The sequence below is a fragment of the Salinicola sp. DM10 genome (assembly GCF_017306975.2).
Lineage (GTDB): Bacteria > Pseudomonadota > Gammaproteobacteria > Pseudomonadales > Halomonadaceae > Salinicola.
Map to the genome: position 1 here is coordinate 1,161,451 of NZ_JAFLEN020000001.1, position 17,857 is coordinate 1,179,307.

16 protein-coding genes and 1 tRNA gene are annotated in these 17,857 nt (G+C 58.5%); 6 read left to right on the top strand and 11 right to left on the bottom strand.

The annotated features are described in order from the left end of the window. Positions 1 to 4 precede the first annotated feature (4 nt). The gene (gene fabV / locus J0A90_RS05120; RefSeq protein WP_035475938.1) at positions 5 to 1,204 is read right to left on the bottom strand and encodes an enoyl-ACP reductase FabV; all 1,200 of its coding nucleotides are present in this window, start codon (positions 1,202 to 1,204) and stop codon (positions 5 to 7) included. Between the two features lie 184 nt (positions 1,205 to 1,388). Between fabV and J0A90_RS05125 the strand changes: the two genes are divergently transcribed. Next, positions 1,389 to 1,793, top strand: coding sequence for a hypothetical protein (locus tag J0A90_RS05125; protein ID WP_207031938.1), 405 nt, complete (start codon positions 1,389 to 1,391; stop codon positions 1,791 to 1,793). Between the two features lie 32 nt (positions 1,794 to 1,825). Here the strand turns inward: J0A90_RS05125 and J0A90_RS05130 are convergent, their stop codons facing one another. Further along, positions 1,826 to 2,320, bottom strand: coding sequence for a glutathione peroxidase (locus tag J0A90_RS05130; protein WP_207031940.1), 495 nt, complete (start codon positions 2,318 to 2,320; stop codon positions 1,826 to 1,828). 96 nt (positions 2,321 to 2,416) lie between these two features. After that, positions 2,417 to 2,923 carry an NUDIX hydrolase gene (locus J0A90_RS05135; protein ID WP_233076515.1) on the bottom strand — a complete coding sequence of 169 codons (507 nt, stop codon included), beginning with the start codon at positions 2,921 to 2,923 and terminating at the stop codon, positions 2,417 to 2,419. A gap of 455 nt (positions 2,924 to 3,378) precedes the next feature. Between J0A90_RS05135 and J0A90_RS05140 the strand changes: the two genes are divergently transcribed. Both J0A90_RS05140 and J0A90_RS05145 read left to right on the top strand, forming a co-directional pair. Beyond that, on the top strand, positions 3,379 to 4,446 hold the full coding sequence (locus tag J0A90_RS05140; protein WP_207031942.1) for a GGDEF domain-containing protein: 1,068 nt from the start codon (positions 3,379 to 3,381) through the stop codon (positions 4,444 to 4,446). A gap of 376 nt (positions 4,447 to 4,822) precedes the next feature. Continuing rightward, on the top strand, positions 4,823 to 6,478 hold the full coding sequence (locus J0A90_RS05145; RefSeq protein WP_207031953.1) for an acyl-CoA dehydrogenase family protein: 1,656 nt from the start codon (positions 4,823 to 4,825) through the stop codon (positions 6,476 to 6,478). 41 nt (positions 6,479 to 6,519) lie between these two features. On the opposite strand, the gene J0A90_RS05150 is transcribed toward J0A90_RS05145, so the two are convergent. After that, positions 6,520 to 7,128, bottom strand: a complete 609-nt coding sequence (locus J0A90_RS05150; protein ID WP_207031955.1) for a LysE family translocator — start codon at positions 7,126 to 7,128, stop codon at positions 6,520 to 6,522. A gap of 335 nt (positions 7,129 to 7,463) precedes the next feature. On the opposite strand from J0A90_RS05150, the gene J0A90_RS05155 reads away from it, so the two are divergent. Further along, entirely contained in the window at positions 7,464 to 7,787 is a 324-nt protein-coding gene (locus tag J0A90_RS05155) for a DUF883 family protein (RefSeq protein ID WP_207031957.1), read from the top strand. A 153-nt stretch (positions 7,788 to 7,940) separates the two neighbouring features. Further along, on the top strand, positions 7,941 to 8,351 hold the full coding sequence (locus J0A90_RS05160) for a carboxymuconolactone decarboxylase family protein (protein WP_207031960.1): 411 nt from the start codon (positions 7,941 to 7,943) through the stop codon (positions 8,349 to 8,351). A 146-nt stretch (positions 8,352 to 8,497) separates the two neighbouring features. Here J0A90_RS05160 and J0A90_RS05165 read toward each other — a convergent pair whose 3' ends face one another. Continuing rightward, positions 8,498 to 9,175 (bottom strand): Crp/Fnr family transcriptional regulator, encoded by a 678-nt coding sequence (locus tag J0A90_RS05165; RefSeq protein ID WP_233076517.1) that lies wholly within the window; start codon positions 9,173 to 9,175, stop codon positions 8,498 to 8,500. Between the two features lie 215 nt (positions 9,176 to 9,390). Between J0A90_RS05165 and J0A90_RS05170 the strand changes: the two genes are divergently transcribed. After that, positions 9,391 to 9,807, top strand: a complete 417-nt coding sequence (locus tag J0A90_RS05170) for a hypothetical protein (protein ID WP_207031964.1) — start codon at positions 9,391 to 9,393, stop codon at positions 9,805 to 9,807. Positions 9,808 to 10,931: 1,124 nt separating this feature from the next. On the opposite strand, the gene J0A90_RS05175 is transcribed toward J0A90_RS05170, so the two are convergent. The 6 genes from J0A90_RS05175 to J0A90_RS05200 form a co-directional block, all read right to left on the bottom strand. Next, complete coding sequence (locus J0A90_RS05175) at positions 10,932 to 11,243, bottom strand: DUF6482 family protein (protein WP_207031966.1); 312 nt, start codon at positions 11,241 to 11,243, stop codon at positions 10,932 to 10,934. A 216-nt stretch (positions 11,244 to 11,459) separates the two neighbouring features. Next, on the bottom strand, positions 11,460 to 12,782 hold the full coding sequence (glpT, locus tag J0A90_RS05180) for a glycerol-3-phosphate transporter (RefSeq protein WP_035475924.1): 1,323 nt from the start codon (positions 12,780 to 12,782) through the stop codon (positions 11,460 to 11,462). Between the two features lie 791 nt (positions 12,783 to 13,573). Beyond that, entirely contained in the window at positions 13,574 to 14,119 is a 546-nt protein-coding gene (locus J0A90_RS05185) for a hypothetical protein (protein WP_207031968.1), read from the bottom strand. After that, positions 14,109 to 14,987: a DUF2726 domain-containing protein gene (locus tag J0A90_RS05190; RefSeq protein WP_207031970.1), complete on the bottom strand. Its 879-nt coding sequence runs from the start codon at positions 14,985 to 14,987 to the stop codon at positions 14,109 to 14,111. The genes J0A90_RS05185 and J0A90_RS05190 overlap by 11 nt, the downstream gene beginning before the upstream one ends. Before the next feature lie 524 nt (positions 14,988 to 15,511). Then, positions 15,512 to 15,629, bottom strand: a tRNA-OTHER gene (locus J0A90_RS05195). 287 nt (positions 15,630 to 15,916) lie between these two features. Next, complete coding sequence (locus J0A90_RS05200) at positions 15,917 to 17,491, bottom strand: hypothetical protein (RefSeq protein WP_207031971.1); 1,575 nt, start codon at positions 17,489 to 17,491, stop codon at positions 15,917 to 15,919. Positions 17,492 to 17,857 lie beyond the last annotated feature (366 nt).

The following is a 17,857-nucleotide window of genomic DNA, read 5'->3' on the forward strand; positions in this document are numbered from 1 at the left end:
CGAATCACATCTGGACGACATCGAACTCAACCATCGGATCGACCTCGGCATCGTAATCGACGTCGTCGCGCTCGAAGCCGAACAGCTTGAGGAACTCGTGCTTGTAGCCGGCGTAGTCGGTGAGCTCGAACAGGTTGTCACTGGTGACCTGCGGCCATAGCGCCTTGCACGCATCCTGGATATCGTCGCGCAGTTCCCAGTCGTCCAGACGCAGGCGCCCGGCCTCGTCGAGCGGCGGCTCGCCGGCGGCATACAGGCGCTCGCCGAACAGCCGGTTGAGCTGCTCGATGGTGCCCTCGTGGACGCCCTGCGCCTTCATCACCTTGTAGACCATGGAGATGTAGAGCGGCATCACCGGGATCGCGGCGCTGGCCTGGGTCACCACCGACTTGAGCACCGCCACGTTGGCGCTGCCACCTTGCTGGCCAAGGCGTGCGTCGATCTCGCCAGCGGCGCGGTCGAGGTCTTCCTTGGCCTTGCCCAGGGCACCGTGCCAGTAGATCGGCCAGGTGATATCGGTGCCGATGTAGCTGAACGCCACCGACTTGGCACCGGGCGCGAGCACGCCGGCCTTGTCCAGGGCATCGATCCACAGCTCCCAGTCCTGGCCGCCCATGACATCGATGGTATCGGCGACCTCCTGCTCGGTGGCAGGCTCCACCGAGGCCTCGATGATGGTGTCCTTGTTGGTGTCGATGGCGGTCGCGGTGTAGGTCTCGCCGATCGGCTTGAGGCTCGAGCGCTTGAGTTCGCCGCTGTCCGGCATCTTGCGCACCGGCGAGGCCAGCGAGTAGATCACCAGATCGATCTGGCCCATGTCTTCACGGATCAGCTCGATCGCCTTCTCGCGCACTTCGTGGGAGAAGGCGTCGCCATTGATCGCCTTGCTGTAGAGCCCTTCGGCCTTGGCGAACTTGTCGAACGCGGCGGCGTTGTACCAGCCCGCAGTCCCCGGCTTCTTCTCGCTGCCGGGCTTTTCGAAGAACACGCCGAGGGTGTCGGCACCGTAGCCAAAGGCAGCGGTGATGCGCGCCGCCAGCCCGTAACCGCTGGAGGCACCGATGACCAGCACGTTGCGCGGCCCGCCTTCGACGCCATCGAGATTGGCGCGGGTCGCCTCGATCTGTTCGAGCACGTTGCGCTCGCAGCCGAGCGGGTGAGTCGTGGTGCAGATGAAACCGCGGACCTTGGGCTTGATGATCACGTCTAACCTCGTCTTCCAGTACCGAATCGGGACGCTGCGGGAGATGCCTCCCGCAACGATGTTGTGCGCATTCTAACAGGGTGACGAAAACTTGTGCGCAGGCCGCGCAGGCTTGTGTCGGCCTGCCCACTGTCCGAAGATGGCGCGCCATATCCCCCCGAGCCCCTGCGGCCAGAGAGTCAGCATGAGCGACGAACAGGAAATCGAAACGTTGATCGCCCGCCGCGGCGCGCTGTGGCTGGCGCTGTCAGCGCTGTGGCTGGAGCGCGAGCCGCGCGAGACGGATTTTGCGCGCATGATGCGCGAGATCGAGGCCAGCGGCCTGACGCTGAAAGAGCTGGAGTGGGTCTATCGGCTGGAGATGTCGCCGGTGATGGTGCGCTATCAGGTGTCGATGGCGGGCGAGTGGCGCGCCTTCGACGAAAACCTGCTGCTCTTGCGCCTGGTTCGCCATAACCGCCGCCTGAGCGGCGCACGCAAGGCCGTTGCCACCCTCTTTTCCGGGCTCACCACCATGATGAGCCGGCCGCGCTTCGACGAGCTGGTGTATCGGTTGATGGTAGAACGTGGCGAACGCCCGCCCACCTGAGCGCCCACCCATCTGAGAAACTCACGCGAGGCTCACGCCGAGAATGGCGTATCCAGCGCTTTCTGAATATCCCGCCGCAGCGAGCGCGGCGAGGCGCGGGGGCCGAAGCGGCGGATGATCTGGCCATCACGGCCGACCAGAAACTTGGTGAAGTTCCACTTGATCGGCGTGCTGCCGAGAAACCCCGGCGCCTGTCGCCTGAGCTGGGTGAACAGCGGATGGGCGTCGCGGCCGTTGACCTTGACCTTCTCCATCACCGGGAAGGTCACCGAGTAGCGCTGTTCGCAGAAAGCGCCGAACTGGCTGGCCGACTCCGGCGACTGGCGGCCGAACTGGTTGCACGGAAAGGCGAGAATGGTGAAGCCCTGGTCGCGGTACTCGCGATAGAGCTTCCCCAACCCCTCCAACTGGGGCGTGAAACCGCACTGGCTGGCGACGTTGACCACCAGCAGCACCTGGCCACGCAGCGCGCGCAGATTGAAGGGTTCGCCGGCATGGGTGCGGCAGTCTTGCGTGTACAGCGACATGGCGGGCCGCTCATCCTGACCTGGAACTCCGTCGCCGCAAAGCGCGACGGGCTCGTTGAACATCGAGGCGACAAGGTTGCCACGCCGGGCAGCGCTTCACCAGCCATCCTGATCCAATGCCAGTTCCAGCGCCACGCGGGTATCCGGTGTGGAGTGCTCCAGAGCCAGCGCCGCCGAGGGTTGCAGCCAACTGACCGCCGCCACCTCCTCCGGCTGTAGGCGCAGCGGGCCGACATAGCGCACACCGTAAAGACTGCCATAGATGCGCAGGGAGCCGTCGACGAAACGGAACTCACCCAGTGGGGTCAGCGGCACCCGACGAATCCCCAGTTCCTCCTCGAGCTCGCGCCGCGCCGCCGGCAGCGCCGCCTCCCCCGCCCCGACCACGCCACCGGCGGCGAGATCGTACCAGCCCGGATGGGTCTCCTTGATCAGCGTGCGCGTCTGCACGCAGAGCTCACCGGCCGGGTTGCGCACCACGATGTAGGTGGCGCGGTGCCAGCAGCCCAGGCGCCGCAGTGTCACCCGGGAGGTGCTGCCACAGGGGCGGTTACGCGGATCGACGAGCTGCACCTGCTCGTCGGCGATGATGGTGTCGCTCATGGGAAGCTCGTGCTCCATCGGCCAGAAGATGCGCGCCAGCTTAGCACCCTGCACTGGCGCCATCGCGTGCTGCTTCGGCTCAGCGCTTTACGCCATGCCCTTGCCATGCCCCACTGCCGCCTGGGTCGACTATCACGCCAGCGTCATCGCCCAGCGCTAGGCTCCAGGGTCAACGCATCGAACCTCAGGCTTGGGAGGCCAGGCATGATCGATGACGCCCAGCACACGGAGCTTTCCACCCACCGGGTCGAGGGCCAGCTTTCTACGCCCGCCACATGCGATCTCCGCTCCAACAATGCCGCCCTGAGCGGCGCTCGTGCTGCGCGACCTCGGCCCCGGAAGGAGGACTTTCCAATCCCGCCATTTTTAGGTATACAATGCACCTTTCAATCTGCCTTCATGCATCATGATTCGAACAATAACAAGAACCAATTCATGAGAAAGGAAGAACCACATTGAACGTAAAAGGCATACAAGTGGTTGAGCTCCTGCTATCCAAATACCTCAACATTTCCAAATCCAACGACCAGTACCGCCGCCTAGGCTTGATTCTCATCACGATTCTCTCTTGCACTGCCATATCGGCGTTTTTCACATTCTACAACCTGGTCATTGACTACTACCCGCCTCTTCTTTACGTCGATTTTATCGGCACCTTACTGGGTGGGTTATCGCTATATCTCTTCCTGCGTTTTCGCTGGATCTTACTGTCATCATTCATTTTAATCCTGATGGTGACCGGTGTCTGCTTCATGGTCATGGTAGACAGAAACAACCTGGACTATTCGCTGGCCTGGGCCTTTGTCGCGCCATTGATCAGCATCTTTTTGCTGGGCTACCTGTATGGCACGCTTTACAGCCTTCTGTATTTAGCGTTTGTCATGTGGCTGTCAGGCAGCAACCTGGGCGTTTGGCAGCCCGCCCCCTGGGATAGGGACTCTTTCGCCAACATCATCGCCATTTATCTATTGCTTTTCATGCTGTCGTGCTATTACGAAGCCAGCCGTCGCTACGCTCACCAGCTTCTCCAGGAATCCAATGACAAACTGAGAACTCTGGCATCGACTGACGCCTTGACCGGGCTATTCAATCGTCGCCACATGGAAGACCTGCTCCTGAACTCAAAAAAAATCTTATTTATCATCATGGCCGACGTGGACAATTTCAAAAGTATCAATGATGAATTCGGGCACGCGGTCGGCGACGAAGTTCTCGTCAGTCTGGGCAAGGTCATGCAGTCTGTCGCAGGCCCCGATGGCACCGTCGGACGATGGGGTGGCGAAGAGTTCATCATCGCGATCCATGCCGACCAAGAAAAAGAAGTGATGAGACTTCCGCAGCGCTTATTGGAAGCCGTCTCGAGCCATCCGTTCGCTACAGGGCGCCCCGTGACGGTCAGTCTCGGATGTGCATTTCATAACGCCAAAGAGCACCGTGCAACACTACGCTGCGTGGATGAAGCCCTATACAGCGCCAAAACCTCGGGCAAGAATTGTTACAAGCTGGTCAAATATCCTCTCTAATATAGATACGGGACCGCACGCGTCGGTGCGACCCCCTATCTGGAACCAGCTACTATTTATCTGAAACCAGCCAAGATCAATCTAAAATCAGCCACGATCAATCTTCGAACAACGGCGCACAAGGCTGCATCATTTCATTGGCCCGCCAATCGGCCTGTAAACAAAAGCAAGGGCGCAACTGCTTACTGTCAGCCAGGTCCAACCATAACGTACAAGCGCTATCGTCTCCTGCGTCGCCCAATCGCTTCATGTCACGGCGCTACGTCACGCCTTCGCCCCCCCCCTGCCGCATTGGTCGAATATCACGCCCACCCACATCGCCCAGCGCTATGCTCTAGGGTCAACGCTATCGAACCTGAGGCTTCGGAGACAGCGCATGACCGATTATGCCCCGCGTACAGAGCTTTCCACCCACCGGGTCGAGAATCAGCCTTGCGCGCTCGCCGCAGACGATCTCTGGGCCAGCGATGCCGCCCTGCGCGATGCCGTCGCCTACGCGGCCCCAGCCTGGGTCGGCGAGCGCCTGGCACGCCTGGGACAGCGCCTGGGCCAGCCCGACATCGCCGAGTGGGCCGACCAGGCCAACCGCTATCCCCCCACGCTGCGCGCCTTCGACCGTTACGGCCAACGCCTCGACGAGGTCGACTACCACCCCGCCTACCATGCACTGATGACGCTGGCGATCGAGGGCGGCTGGCACGCCGTGGCCTGGGAGCGCGAGCATGACGGCGGCCATCAGGCCCACGTCGCCGGGCTCTATCTGCTGACCCAGGCCGAACCTGGCTTCTGCTGCCCGCTCACCATGACCCATGCGGCGATGCCGGTACTGCGCCATCTCGAAGCCGACACGGGCTGGCAGCAGCGCCTGCGCGGCTGCCACTACGACCCGCTCGCGCTGCCGGCGTGGCACAAGTCGACCAACACCTTCGGCATGGCGATGACCGAGAAACAGGGCGGCAGCGATATACGCCGCAACACCACCCGAGCCGAGCCGATCGAGGCCCCGGGCAGCGGCGCCTGGTACCGGCTGAGCGGGCACAAGTGGTTCTGCAGTGCGCCGATGTCGGACGCCTTTCTCACCCTGGCGCAGACCGACGAGGGTCTCTCGTGTTTTCTCGCCCCGCGCTTCACGCCGGACGGCGAACGTAACGCCATCGAACTCCAGCGGCTGAAGGAGAAGTGCGGCAACCGCGCCAATGCCTCCGCCGAGATCGAGTACCGCGGCGCCTGGGCACAACTGGTGGGCGAGCCGGGGCGCGGCGTTGCCGCGATTCTGGAGATGGTGCAGCAGACCCGGCTGGATGCCGCCACCGCACCGGCCGGCATGATGCGCCAGGCGCTGCGAGCCGCCCACACGCATGCCAGCGGACGCGCGGCCTTTGGCGCCCGCCTGGTCGAGCAGCCGCTGATGCAGCGCTTGCTCGCCGACCTGGCACTGGAGACCGAGGCCAGCCTGTGGCTGGCCATGCGCGGCGCCCGGGCCATGGATCGCGCCGCCACCGACGCTCACGAAGCGGCGCTGGCACGACTGCTGCCGGCACTGGCCAAGTTCTGGCACAACAAGCGCGGCCCCGGCTTCATGGCAGAAGCGATGGAGTGCCTGGGCGGGATCGGCTACGTGGAGGAGTCACCGCTGGCGCGTCTCTACCGCGAGGCGCCGGTCAACTCGATCTGGGAGGGTTCGGGCAACGTGATCTGTCTCGATGTGCTGCGCATCCTCGCGCGTCATCCCGAGAGCATCGCGGCGCTGCGCCAGGAACTGGCACCGGCACGCGGCGGGCATCCCGCGCTGGATAGCGCCCTGGCAGAGCTCGATACCCTGCTCGCCGCCCCCGCAGAGACGCAAGCGGCGCAGGCTCGCTGGCTGACCCAGCGCATGGCCCAGGCGCTGCAGGCCGCACTGCTGCTGCGCCAGGCGCCGACCGCCGTGGCGGAGACCTTCTGTGCCACGCGCCTGGCCGCGGCCACCCCGCAGTACGGTGTCTTGCCCACCGGCGCTCCAGTGGCCGAGATTCTGGCACGGCTTGGGTGAACGCCCTGGCCGACGCCGGGGTGCGTGGCGGCGGCCACCGCTCAGCCCAACGCGACCCTCGCCGCCAACCCCAGTAGCACCACCCCCGTGAGGCGGTTGATCCACACCGCACGGCGCTGCAGCCAGGGCAGCACCCGCGAGTGGGAGAGCAGCAGCGCCACCAGCACATACCAGCCGCCATCCACCAGGGTCGCCGTGGCCACGATCAGCCAGCGCCCGGTGGCGCTCATGTCGGCACTCACGAACTGGCTCAGCAGCGCGACGAAGAACACGATCAGCTTGGGATTGCCCAGCGCCACCAGCAGGCCATCGCGCATGGCAAGCCGGCGGCCACTGGCGACCCGCGCCACGCGCAGCCCCTCGCCGCCCCCGGCACGCAGCGCCTGCACGCCGAGCCAGGCCAGATAGAGCGCGCCGCCCAGTGTCACCAGCCGGAACAGCCAGGGTTGATGCGCGATCACCGTGGCCAGGCCGAGCACGGTCAGCCCGGCATAGAGCCCCACCCCCAGCGCATGCGTAAGCGCCGCCACCACACCAGGCGCGCGGCCGCCGCTGACGGTATGACGCATCACCATGGCCAGGCTCGGGCCCGGCGACATCGCCCCCAGGGCGCAGATCAGCAAAAGCGACAACCAGAGTTCCGGGGACACGCTGATACTCCTTGTACGACTCGGTTTGACAGGCAGTCGGCGCGACGACCAAGTCGGCCAGTCAAGCCTGGAAAAGTGCCGACGTTACCCTCCAAGGCGGCATAGGGCTAGCGCGACGGCATCACAGGCGCTCTCTCGTCACACATCCCATTACGTCGTCTATTGCCAGGAGCTATTTCCAAGAGCTACTGCCAAGAGCTACTGCCAAGAGCTACTGCCAAGAGCCATTCATCCAGCGCTATCCAACACCAAGCGCTATCCAACACCAAACGCTATCGCCAGGACACTTTTCCCCGTCTACGCTGTCACAGGTCCAGACACCAGGGAGGTGGACCATGAGCTTATTCAAGCGTGATGACTCACAGACGCGAGCCGAACGTATCCGCGACGACATCCATGATATTGGCGATCAGAGCCGGGCGCTGGGACGCGACCTGCGCGACGAGACCGCGGACGCCATCGAGGAAGCCCGCCTGCGCAGTGAAGAGCAGTATGCCCGCGCGGCCGCCGAAGCCCGCCGGCGCCAGCGCCGCTTAGGCCGCTCGACCCGTCGCTCTCTCGATGAGTGCGACCGCTACGTGCGCGACAACCCGTGGCGCGCCATCGGCGCCGCGGCAGCCGCAGGGGCAGTCATCGGCCTGCTTCTCGGACGCCGCTGACCGCCGCTCGAGTTCGGCAACCAATTTCGACAACCGGTCAAGCGCAACCATAGCTTCAATGATTAACCACGATTAAACTTTCCAATCGAAGCTGTGGAATATTGAGAACGATAGTCGTTTAATCGTGGCACACCCGCTTTCAGGAGACCCGAGATGAGCGCTGACAAGTGGCAGACGATCGACGTGAAACACATCGACAGATCCGCCCGATCCCTACATGCCTGTTCGCTGGACCCGTCGATTCGCTGTCTCGCCGAACTGCGGGCGTCTCAGATCAACGGCTGCCTGACCTGCACCCACTTCCGCCAGGAGCAGGCCGAGGCGCTGGGCATCGCCCCCAGCAAGCTCTCGGCGCTCGACGCCTGGTCCGAATCCGACGAGTTCGACGAGCGTGAAAAGGCCGCGCTGGCCTGGTGTGAATCCTTCACCCGCTTCCGCCCGGCAGATCCGGCCATGCGCAAACTGGCACTCACCGCCTTCTCGGCGCGTGAACTGGCCGACCTGACCATGGCGATCGAGATGACCAGCGCGCTGAGCCGCGCCTCGCGCCGCGCGGCGAACTGATCGCGTCGTTCGGTCTCTTCAGGGCTCATCCCCGAAACCCCGCCATGAGCGGGGTTGTCGGCGTTGCCCGCTAGCCCCGCGACGCAAAAAATGGCAAGCAAGAGAGTACAGCTGCCAGAGAGCGTGACGCCGTCACGCGCCAGCCCTCACTCCACCCGCTCGATCTCATCATGCAGATGGCCCACGATGCTCCCCTCCGCTTCCAGCGCGGCGGCATCGAGCAGATGCACCCAGCCGCGCAGCCGGCGTAAAACCCCCTCCTGACGAAAAGCGGTCAAGGTCCGACTGACGTGCACCGGAGAGAGCCCCAGCGCATCCGCGAGCTGCTGCTGTGACAGCGGCACGCGAAAGGAGTCACCGGTCGAATCGTCGTTACGCTTGGTGCGCGAATAGAGTTCGAACAGTAGATAGGCGACACGCTGGCGCGCGCTACGCCGCGACAAATGCACCAGGCGCTCGCTCAACAGCGCCTGCTGGTAGGAGGCGACCGCGAAGCACAGGGAGGTCAACCGGGAAGAGTCGCGGAAGATCTCGAGCAGGCGCCGGTGAGGCGTCAAGCGGATCTCACCATCCTCCAGCATCGCCATGCTCGACAGCCGCTGCTTGAACGGGAACTCGCGCAACCCGATCACGTCGCCCGGCATGAACACCTCGAGGATATGGCGGGTACCATCCCGCAGCTCACGAAAGGAGTACGCCCAGCCCCGGCTCAGCGTAGCGAAATCCCGCGCGGCATCGCCCTCGCGCCATAACGCCTGCCCCTTGGCCATCGCCAGCGCCGGGCCTTCCAGCTGATCGAGCCGGCGGCACTCGCTCGCGGACAAGCTACCATAATGTTTGAAATGCTGAGATAGACAGCCTTCCTGCTGACCCATGCTTCCGTGCCTTTTGAAATTTTTCAGGCATGACAGCATGTTAGGAGAGCGAGTTATATAACACCGGTTAGATCGGCAAGCGAAATGGCCCCGGGGATCAGGCCCACAAGCGCTCTGCCGATAAACAACCAAGCCCCTCTTCATCGACAACAGGACGTTACCCCATGAAAGAGCGCGCAGATTTCGATTACCAAGCATTGTGGCAAACCGCACTGCATGGTGCCCTCTCCAAGCATGGCCTCGCCCGCTCGGAAACGAACACGCAGGAACCGGCTTATCAGGAAGCCCTGCGCGAAGCCTTCGGCTTCTTTCTGCTCACCTCTTACGCGGCGTCGATCCGCGAATCCCGCGCCACGCCCTGGTGCCCACTGGAGGGGCTGGATGCCGCCAGGCTGGTGGCCATGGAGAAACTCCATCTCCACCCCCACAATGCCCGCTCGATGATCGAACAGGACCTGCTCTGGGCGCTGCATCCCGAGCTGTGCGAGTTCACCCTGCCGGAAGCCGCTCGGGACACCTGCCGCCAAACCCTGGACGCCGCCGGCCTTGCCGATTGCCTGGCCGCCACGTCCAACGCCTGAGATACGACGGACACCCGCGCTCGACCGGCCGAGCGCGGCGATGAAGAAATCCCGGGCACTGCCGATAGAACGATGAGATTGCTAACGAAAGTTAGCGATTTTTTCATGGCTGTGACAAGGAACACGTCGTGCGCTTGACGAAACACGAACTGGCGAGCCTCCCCGAACGCAAACGCAGCCGGCGTCAACCGGGGAGCCTGGCAAGCCTGGCCGCCCAAGCGGGCATGCCACTGGGCACCCTGAAAAGCCGAGTCAAGACCCTGGTCGACCGAGGCTACGATCGCGACAAAGCGATCAAGCTAGCGCTGGAGACACCGATCGGGCCGCAAGGGAGACCCCGCAACCCCTGAGCGACCCGCTACCGAGCGGGGGAGACAAAGCGGGGCAATAAAGGGGGGGGGGAACAAAGGGGAGAGACAGATAGTGTCGCGGATGGCGCTGAACAGTCGAGGTTCGTTTACAAGCGCTGGCGCCACCGCGGGTTCGAACAGGAAAGCTAGGAACTTTTCAGCCCTGATGCTAATTATACTTAACAATCAACGGCTCGTTACAATTTTCCCGTGCTGCAGCGTGAAAAACCGGCGTAGACTGCCGTTGTGAATCGCACCCCGATCAGCGCACGTGAGCCGGTCTGCGTTCGATTCATGACAGACACAGACGACCATGAACGGAAGTGCGCAGACAAGTGCACTCGAAGCGGTTCATAATGCTATACCGCCCGCGGCCGCCTTCCCCCATCAGGGAGATCAGCGCGCCGCGGGCTTTTCATTACCCCATTTCAGCGCCTCTACCCACCACCCTGCTTTGCGTCTTGCCCCACGCTTATTGGCGGGTGGCTCACACGACACCGGGTCGATACGCCTGCCCTATCGCGGAGGAAGAAAAAAACATTCAACATTAGAATGCGCTAAATAGTGCAAATCGCGCCATCTTGGCGCATGATTCATGCCATCACGATCCCATGGCGAGCGGCAAGAACGGCCCGCCCCCACCGCGTTCATGGTCGCTTCTCTGAGCGATCTTTCCGCCCGATGCCAACGCCTCGGGCTTTTTTGCGTCGGCAAAACGTTCGAATGGCCAGGCACGCGCCCGACCATCGTCGCGTGCCCCGGCGCCTCTTGCCCTCAGGTACCGGTATGCAGCGACATAGGGGCCTTGTGCGCCTCCTGCTCGCCTTCCAGACCGATCATCTCGTCGTACGGCGACTGCTGGACCAGATACAGAGGCACGCCATCGAAACCCCCGGCATGGCGCAGCCGCTTGCGCGCATCCTGCAGCGAGGCGGGCCGCAGCACCCCGCCCGATTCGTTTTGAATCACCTCGCTGCCCGCCGCAGTCACCGCTCGATAGAGGAAGAGATCGCCCTCGAGCTTTTCGACATGGAGCTCCTCGATACCGCCCTGCCGGGCAAGTGTTACCAATTCCTGAAATGTCATCGTCGCCTCCCAGGCGTTGCAGCCAGAACGCGGCCAATTCCCGCGCCGCTTAATGGCACAAGTCTTGTACAGAAATTTTATTCTGTACAGCTTAGTGCTTCTGAAGCGGCTATCGATTCGCCAGAGACGCCAGCGCCCCGACTGCGAGGCAATCGGGGCGCTGGTGGTCTAGTTCTCGCTCGTCGAGAGCTTGGTCGTCAATAACTTAGAGGGCGATCAGCGCGCGGCATGGCGCGACGTCATCGCCAGTAGCACGATGGCCAGCACACAGGCACCGATCAGCAGCGCGAAGCCGCCATCCCAGCCGTAGGCATCCACGGTGTAGCCCACCAGCGCACTGGCGGCGACCGAGCCACCCAGATAGCCGAACAGGCCGGTGAATCCCGCCGCGGTGCCGGCCGCCTTCTTGGGCACCAGCTCGAGCGCATGCAGACCGATCAACATCACCGGGCCATAGATCAGAAAGCCGATGGCGATCAGGCTGAACATGTCGAGCATGGCGTGTCCCGGCGGTGTCAGCCAGTAGAGCGCGGTGAACAGCGTCACCAGCACCATGAAGGTGATCCCGGTCGCCGCGCGGTTGCCCTTGAACAACCGATCGGAAAGCCAGCCGCACAGCAGCGTGCCGGGGATGCCCGCCCACTCGTAGAGGAAGTAGGCCCAGGAGGATTTATCGACGGTGAAGCCCTTCACCTCCTGCAGATAGGTGGGCGCCCAGTCGAGCACGCCGTAGCGCAGCAGGTAGACGAAGACGTTGGCCAGCGCGATGTACCACAGCAGCCGGTTCTTGAGCACGTGCTCGACGAATATCTCGCGGGTGGAGAACTCCTTCTCGTGGGAGTCGTCGTAGCCCTCCGGGTAGTCGTTCTTGTATGCCTCGATCGGCGGCAGCCCGCAGGTCTGGGGCGTGTCGCGCATGGTCAGGAAGGCGAACACTGCCACGCCCACCGCCACCGCGGCGGGCACGTAGAACGCCGAGTGCCAGTCGTTGTACCAGGCCATGCCCAGAATGAAGAGCGGCCCGATCAGCCCACCGCCGACGTTATGGGCGATGTTCCAGGTCGAGACGATGCGCCCGCGCTCCTTCTGCGACCACCAGTGCACCATGGTACGGCCACAGGGCGGCCAGCCCATGCCCTGCACCCAACCGTTGAGGAACAGCAGCACGAACATGATCGCCACGCTGGAAGTGGCCCAGTCGGTAAAGCCGAACAGGAACATGATCAGCGCCGAGAGCAGCAGCCCGGTCGGCAGGAAGATACGCGGGTTGGAGCGGTCGGAGACCGCGCCCATCAGAAACTTCGAGATACCGTAGGCCACCGAGACACCGGCCAGCGCCACGCCCAGATCACCACGCGAGTAGCCCTGCTCCACCAGATGCGGAATCGCCAGGGTGAAGTTCTTGCGCACCAGATAGTAGCCCGCATAGCCGAAGAAGATCCCAGCGAAGATCTGCCAGCGCAGCCGCCGATAGACCGGATCGATACGCGCCTCGGGCAGCCGCGCCGCCGCGCCACCCGCCTTGAAGATGCCTAGCATGATTACCTCGTGAACACGGAATGAGTGCCGATACCCCACCGGCCGACTCGCCGACAGGCAGGCGAGCACGATGTTCACTTTCGAAAGCGAACGGACGCGCAAACTGTCATATTTCTGTCATATAAGCTGCTAGGCTTTAGTCTAATGGCGCTCGTGACGCCAGCCGGAAAGCAGGAAAGGTCTGGCTTTCAGGGTTATGATCCGCAAGAGTGGAAGCTGCGAGGTTGGTGTCGCCGACGGGCAGGCGCGGGGCGTGGTTTGGGAACACGCTTGCGATCAATGTACAGAAATGAACATCTACCAACGGGGGAAGACGCCCAGTGTCGCCCTCACGCCAACGAGGTCAGCGATGATCAAATCAGGCGTAGGCATGCGGTTTCTAATGAGGGATTTTGAACGCGAGGGATTCCGGCTTGTTTTGGCTGGTTTCCCTCGAATTCAAGCGCTTGGCGACGCCAATGGGCCGACTACAGCTTGTTCTGAACAGTGGCGGTGGACACAATGTGGTCAACCGATTTCGAATTCTAGCCCAAGGATGGCAAAAATTGTTTGCGTTAGAAAAAACACCCACTAACTGTATTTCAAAAAGCCAGTAAGCGTCTAAATGCGTTAACACGACTGGCAAGCCAATTACACAACAAGACTCACACTATAAAAGCAACAAAGATATTCTTACCTTCAGCTTATTTAAACGCAGCCAGACAAAGAAACCGAAAGAAAAAGCCTTGCAACCAAACCCAGTCAATAGTCACACCTCAAGATTAAGAGGTTTTTCACCCCAGCCCTTAGCGCTACAAGTTTTTCCTAAGATCTTCTATAGACGTATCGAACTTGTACCACAATCCGGCTTTTATTATGCTATATGCGCATATAGCCATACCAATCACACAAACACTGTACCAGCCCGTAAAAAAAAGCGAGATAGCGATGTCCGTTTTTGATGCTTTCGCATCTACAGCTAGCGCAACCGAAAACACTAGGCCAACAAGAGCACACACTGACTCCACAAAGAACACCACCATAAGAATTATTATTTTTATCCTAGAAACAAGAACCTCTTTGCTCATAAAAAAGCCTAGGATACCCAGAACCCCTACAAGAATAGAGATATCCAGGCTTGATATTGCTGCAGGCACCTTTTTAAAGAACCAATAGCTATGCACACAATCAAGCATTGGAAGAAGAAAAAATGCAATACCAACTAAGATGGGCAAAACTGAACACACCCAAAACATACAATTTTTCAGCTTTTTCCCTTCCTCCACAATTTTTTCCGTCCTTTCTAACCTGCAATTTATACACAGACGTTCACTCACTTCACTTTCTTTACTTTTCATTAACTCTCTCCACCAATTTCCTATCATAATTAAGCATCATTCTTTCCAATCTCACTCCGGCCGCCTCACAGGCTTGGTTCAGTATCCTATCCCGCTTCTGCCTTGCTTTCTGCTGGTGACTCGGGTCATCTAACTCGATAGCGCAACATACCCGGAAATCTTCCCGATAGCACAGCACAAAGTCGAAGTGCCATTGAGAGAGTTGTCTAAACAAAGCGTTATATTCTTTGGAGTTCTTCGGATGCAATGCCGTATTAGGTTGTATCACATCCACAACGCGCATCTGCGCGAACACAAAAAACCGATCTCGATATTTCTCTTCTATGACTCGGTAGGCAAGCTGCTCCGATGGCGTCATCACCTGCGCTTTTGAGACATAGGCATCGCCTCGCTCCATCAACTCTTCAGATAAATTCCGATCCCCTACCCTGGGCTCTTTTCGCTTTTTGTTCTGTCGACTTCCCCATTCATCAAAATATCTATCAAGAGTATCCCTCTCTTTCTTTTTCTCGTATTTATCGACTTCTTCCGCAACCGTCTTCATTGTCTCTTCGACATCATGCCACGATGATCGAAGCCTTCTGTTTATACCAATCCAAATGGGCTCAATTGCAGCAAAAAAAACACTATATGCCACAATTGATACAACAATAAAGCCCAATATTGGCCATTCCGACACCAAAATTAGCGCCTTAAATGATCCGATATAAACCCAGCAAATAAAAGCGACTACGGATATTGCACCACATATGCCTATCCATATCATACTTGTGATGTGCTTTGAGGGAGTCAGCCATAGCGCTAACCAGCTACCGACTGCTGTGCCGCCCCCCGTCAGCATAAGACCTTCTGAGATGTTCCCCAACATGCGCAATTCCCCCGACGGACCCCTTTCTATTTTTCATCGGTAGATCCTTGGCCATTTTGAGCGTCTACGCGCTCTCTCCTTCCGCCCGCCCATCACTGATTCCCTGTTCCCCGGTACCAGCGCGCAATTACCCGTCTCGCGAGTCGGTATCCGTGCCCTTCTGCTCGCACATCAAGCGAAACGAGGCCCTGCCGCTTGTGGCTAATCGGCAACATACCACAGCGACTGCTCTCATCAATCGCTACATTAGGCGGTCTGGACGGTGTGACTTGAGAAGATAGATAGAGGAAATGAAGACAAGCCAGAGCGGCCGGTGTCGAAGAGAAGGCAGGTAGATACAGAAGAAACAGGCGCTATTGGCTGCCACAGGCAGCGTATACCCAAAGGCTCGGGCGAGATGATGGAACGAGCAAATAGACGCCGCTGGTATACCCGGGCGCGAGCGCGCGACCAGACTGCGACCAAAAACGTTAAGGGGGGAGGTCTTTCAGGGGGATGTGGCGCTAAGCCACTGATCTCACACATGGTGCCGGCGGTCGGACTCGAACCGACACACTGTTTCCAGCGGCGGATTTTGAACGCGAGGTATTCCGGCCTGTTCTGGCTGGTTTCCCTCGAACTCAAGCGCTTAGCGACGCCGACGGGGTGGCTACAGCTCGTTCTGGACAGTGGCGGTGGACACAATGTGGTCAAGGGATTATGAGAGCAAATCCTTAGCTGTCCATTAGAGCTCGTTCCTATAGAAATCAGTCGATTGCCTCCTTCAAGCTGGTCTGCTATGGCTAGCTATGTCCTCTTAACGTGGGCAACGCGTTCTAAAAAGAAATCTCTTGATACCCTCGCCATGGAAATCATAGGCAGATACGGCATTTCGAAACTCTAAGGACCGTATCTGCCGATTTTTCGTGCAAATGATCACATGAGTAAAATCAACCTATTTCGGGATGCTCTTTATAAAATTCACTCAAATCCAGAATTGCTCTTCTATACGAGCGCGCATCGTCCAAAGGCACGTCAAAGTCGATATCTCCACCGTGCTCCTGGCCCACCAACAACCCTTGAGGATTTCTATCGGTATTTATAAGATCAACGTAAAGCCCGTAATCCAACTTATAAACAATAAATCTTTCACCTGGCCTGTGGGCTGCAGAACGGCTCTTGTTTAAAATATGCAAAGCCCTTTGATCGAACAATCTGTCAATAATAATATCTTTAGTACCAACCGGCAGTAGGAACGCCCTCGTTTGTCTATTACCAATAACCTCGTCTCTAATCCAGTCTAGCAGTATCCTGTTCTCCGGATTTGCATTAATTGCCGAATATTTCTCAGTGGTGAAAAATGAATATGCTGCAGAGCGAATTACCGGCATTGATATAGGACTTAGGTGAGACTTCTGTGCGCACAATGATAAAATCCGCATGGCATCTCGCGGCACACCCTCTGTTGCACGCACGAATTCAAGAAAGACATTTTCTTGAGTAAATGCCAAGTTGATTATTTCGGCATTGCTCGGCAACTCTACACCAATATCTTTAGCTGCTGCTCTAGCATGGTTAACGACGAAATTCTTAAAAAACTCTTTAGCTCTTTGCTCGTCGTTATCAACAACCAAATAATCATCTAGATTTATATTTGCAGCAATATCAGCACCGAGCTCGAAACCTATATAACCACCCCCTGCACTGTCTCTCTTAAAGTGGGACCTGTGCTCGATTGCAGCCACCTTTAGACTTATATTTGGCACACTAAACATTGATCGACGCAACATATCAGCCAAATGTGGCTGTATATCTGGAGGGATTGTCGTCCATTCATCAATCAAAACCCAAAGCCTTTTAGTGCCTATTGCTGACGCCAACGACCTAATTGATCTTGAAAAGAAACTGAAATCAATCCAGCTTTCTTCAACCCCCTTTTTCCTGCTCATCTCTTCAGTACTAGAGCTATTAGCTGTGGCGTACTGAGCTCCTGCTTTTATGGGACTTTCGATATTGCCTGCCGTTATTCCCATATTCTCGCTGACATGTTCAGAAGTCCCACTACTCGTTTGAGACTCTGTTTCTCCTTCGACCCTGGTTTCTGTAAATCCATTGACAAACTGATCCAGCACAGGGAGAACCTGCGACAAATCCCAGTCACTGCCAGGGTCCGTAAATATCTCTAACAGTTGATGGTGCATTTCCGAGCAGACATCTACTAATAGTCTCGTCGCTCTTTCCCTAACAGGCAAAGACTCGTCGTTATAGATAGAACCGTTCGAGCCAATTGCTTGAGCATCCACAAATATAGCTATATCACCATCTTCTATTTTTTTTGCTTGAAAAAAACGCATGGCGTGGGTCTTACCTGCCCCCCTCCTACCATACATAATTTGGTTATTCCTCGACTCCAACAAATTAATCAGCGGACCCACTTGTACAAAAGTATCAGCAACCTGATTAGGAGTAATCCTTTCTGCGCGATCTTCAAAACGCATTAAGCACAAGTTAATTTCTTGGATCACAATATTTCCCCGTGAATAATTTTAAGAGTTTATAAACTGTTAGACCATTGGAGCTTAGAGCATCTAACGCGCCCTTTCTCTCATCACCTTCGCTTCTTGGAACTTCTAAAAAAGCGTTTCTTTATCTTCGCCTCGATGATAACCCAAGAGAACGAAAGTACAAGCATACCTCCGACGAACAGAAAGAATTCCCCATACAGCTTGTGCATCAGCTCTTCAGGCATGAGCATCCCCCTCTGCTGTCTTCCACAGATTTATTCAACTACATAAATTGTCGTCTGTAGATCCTTGAGAAAGTTGAGCGTCTAACGCGCTCTCTCCTTCCGCCCGCCCATCACTGATTCCCTGTTCCCCGGTACCAGCGCG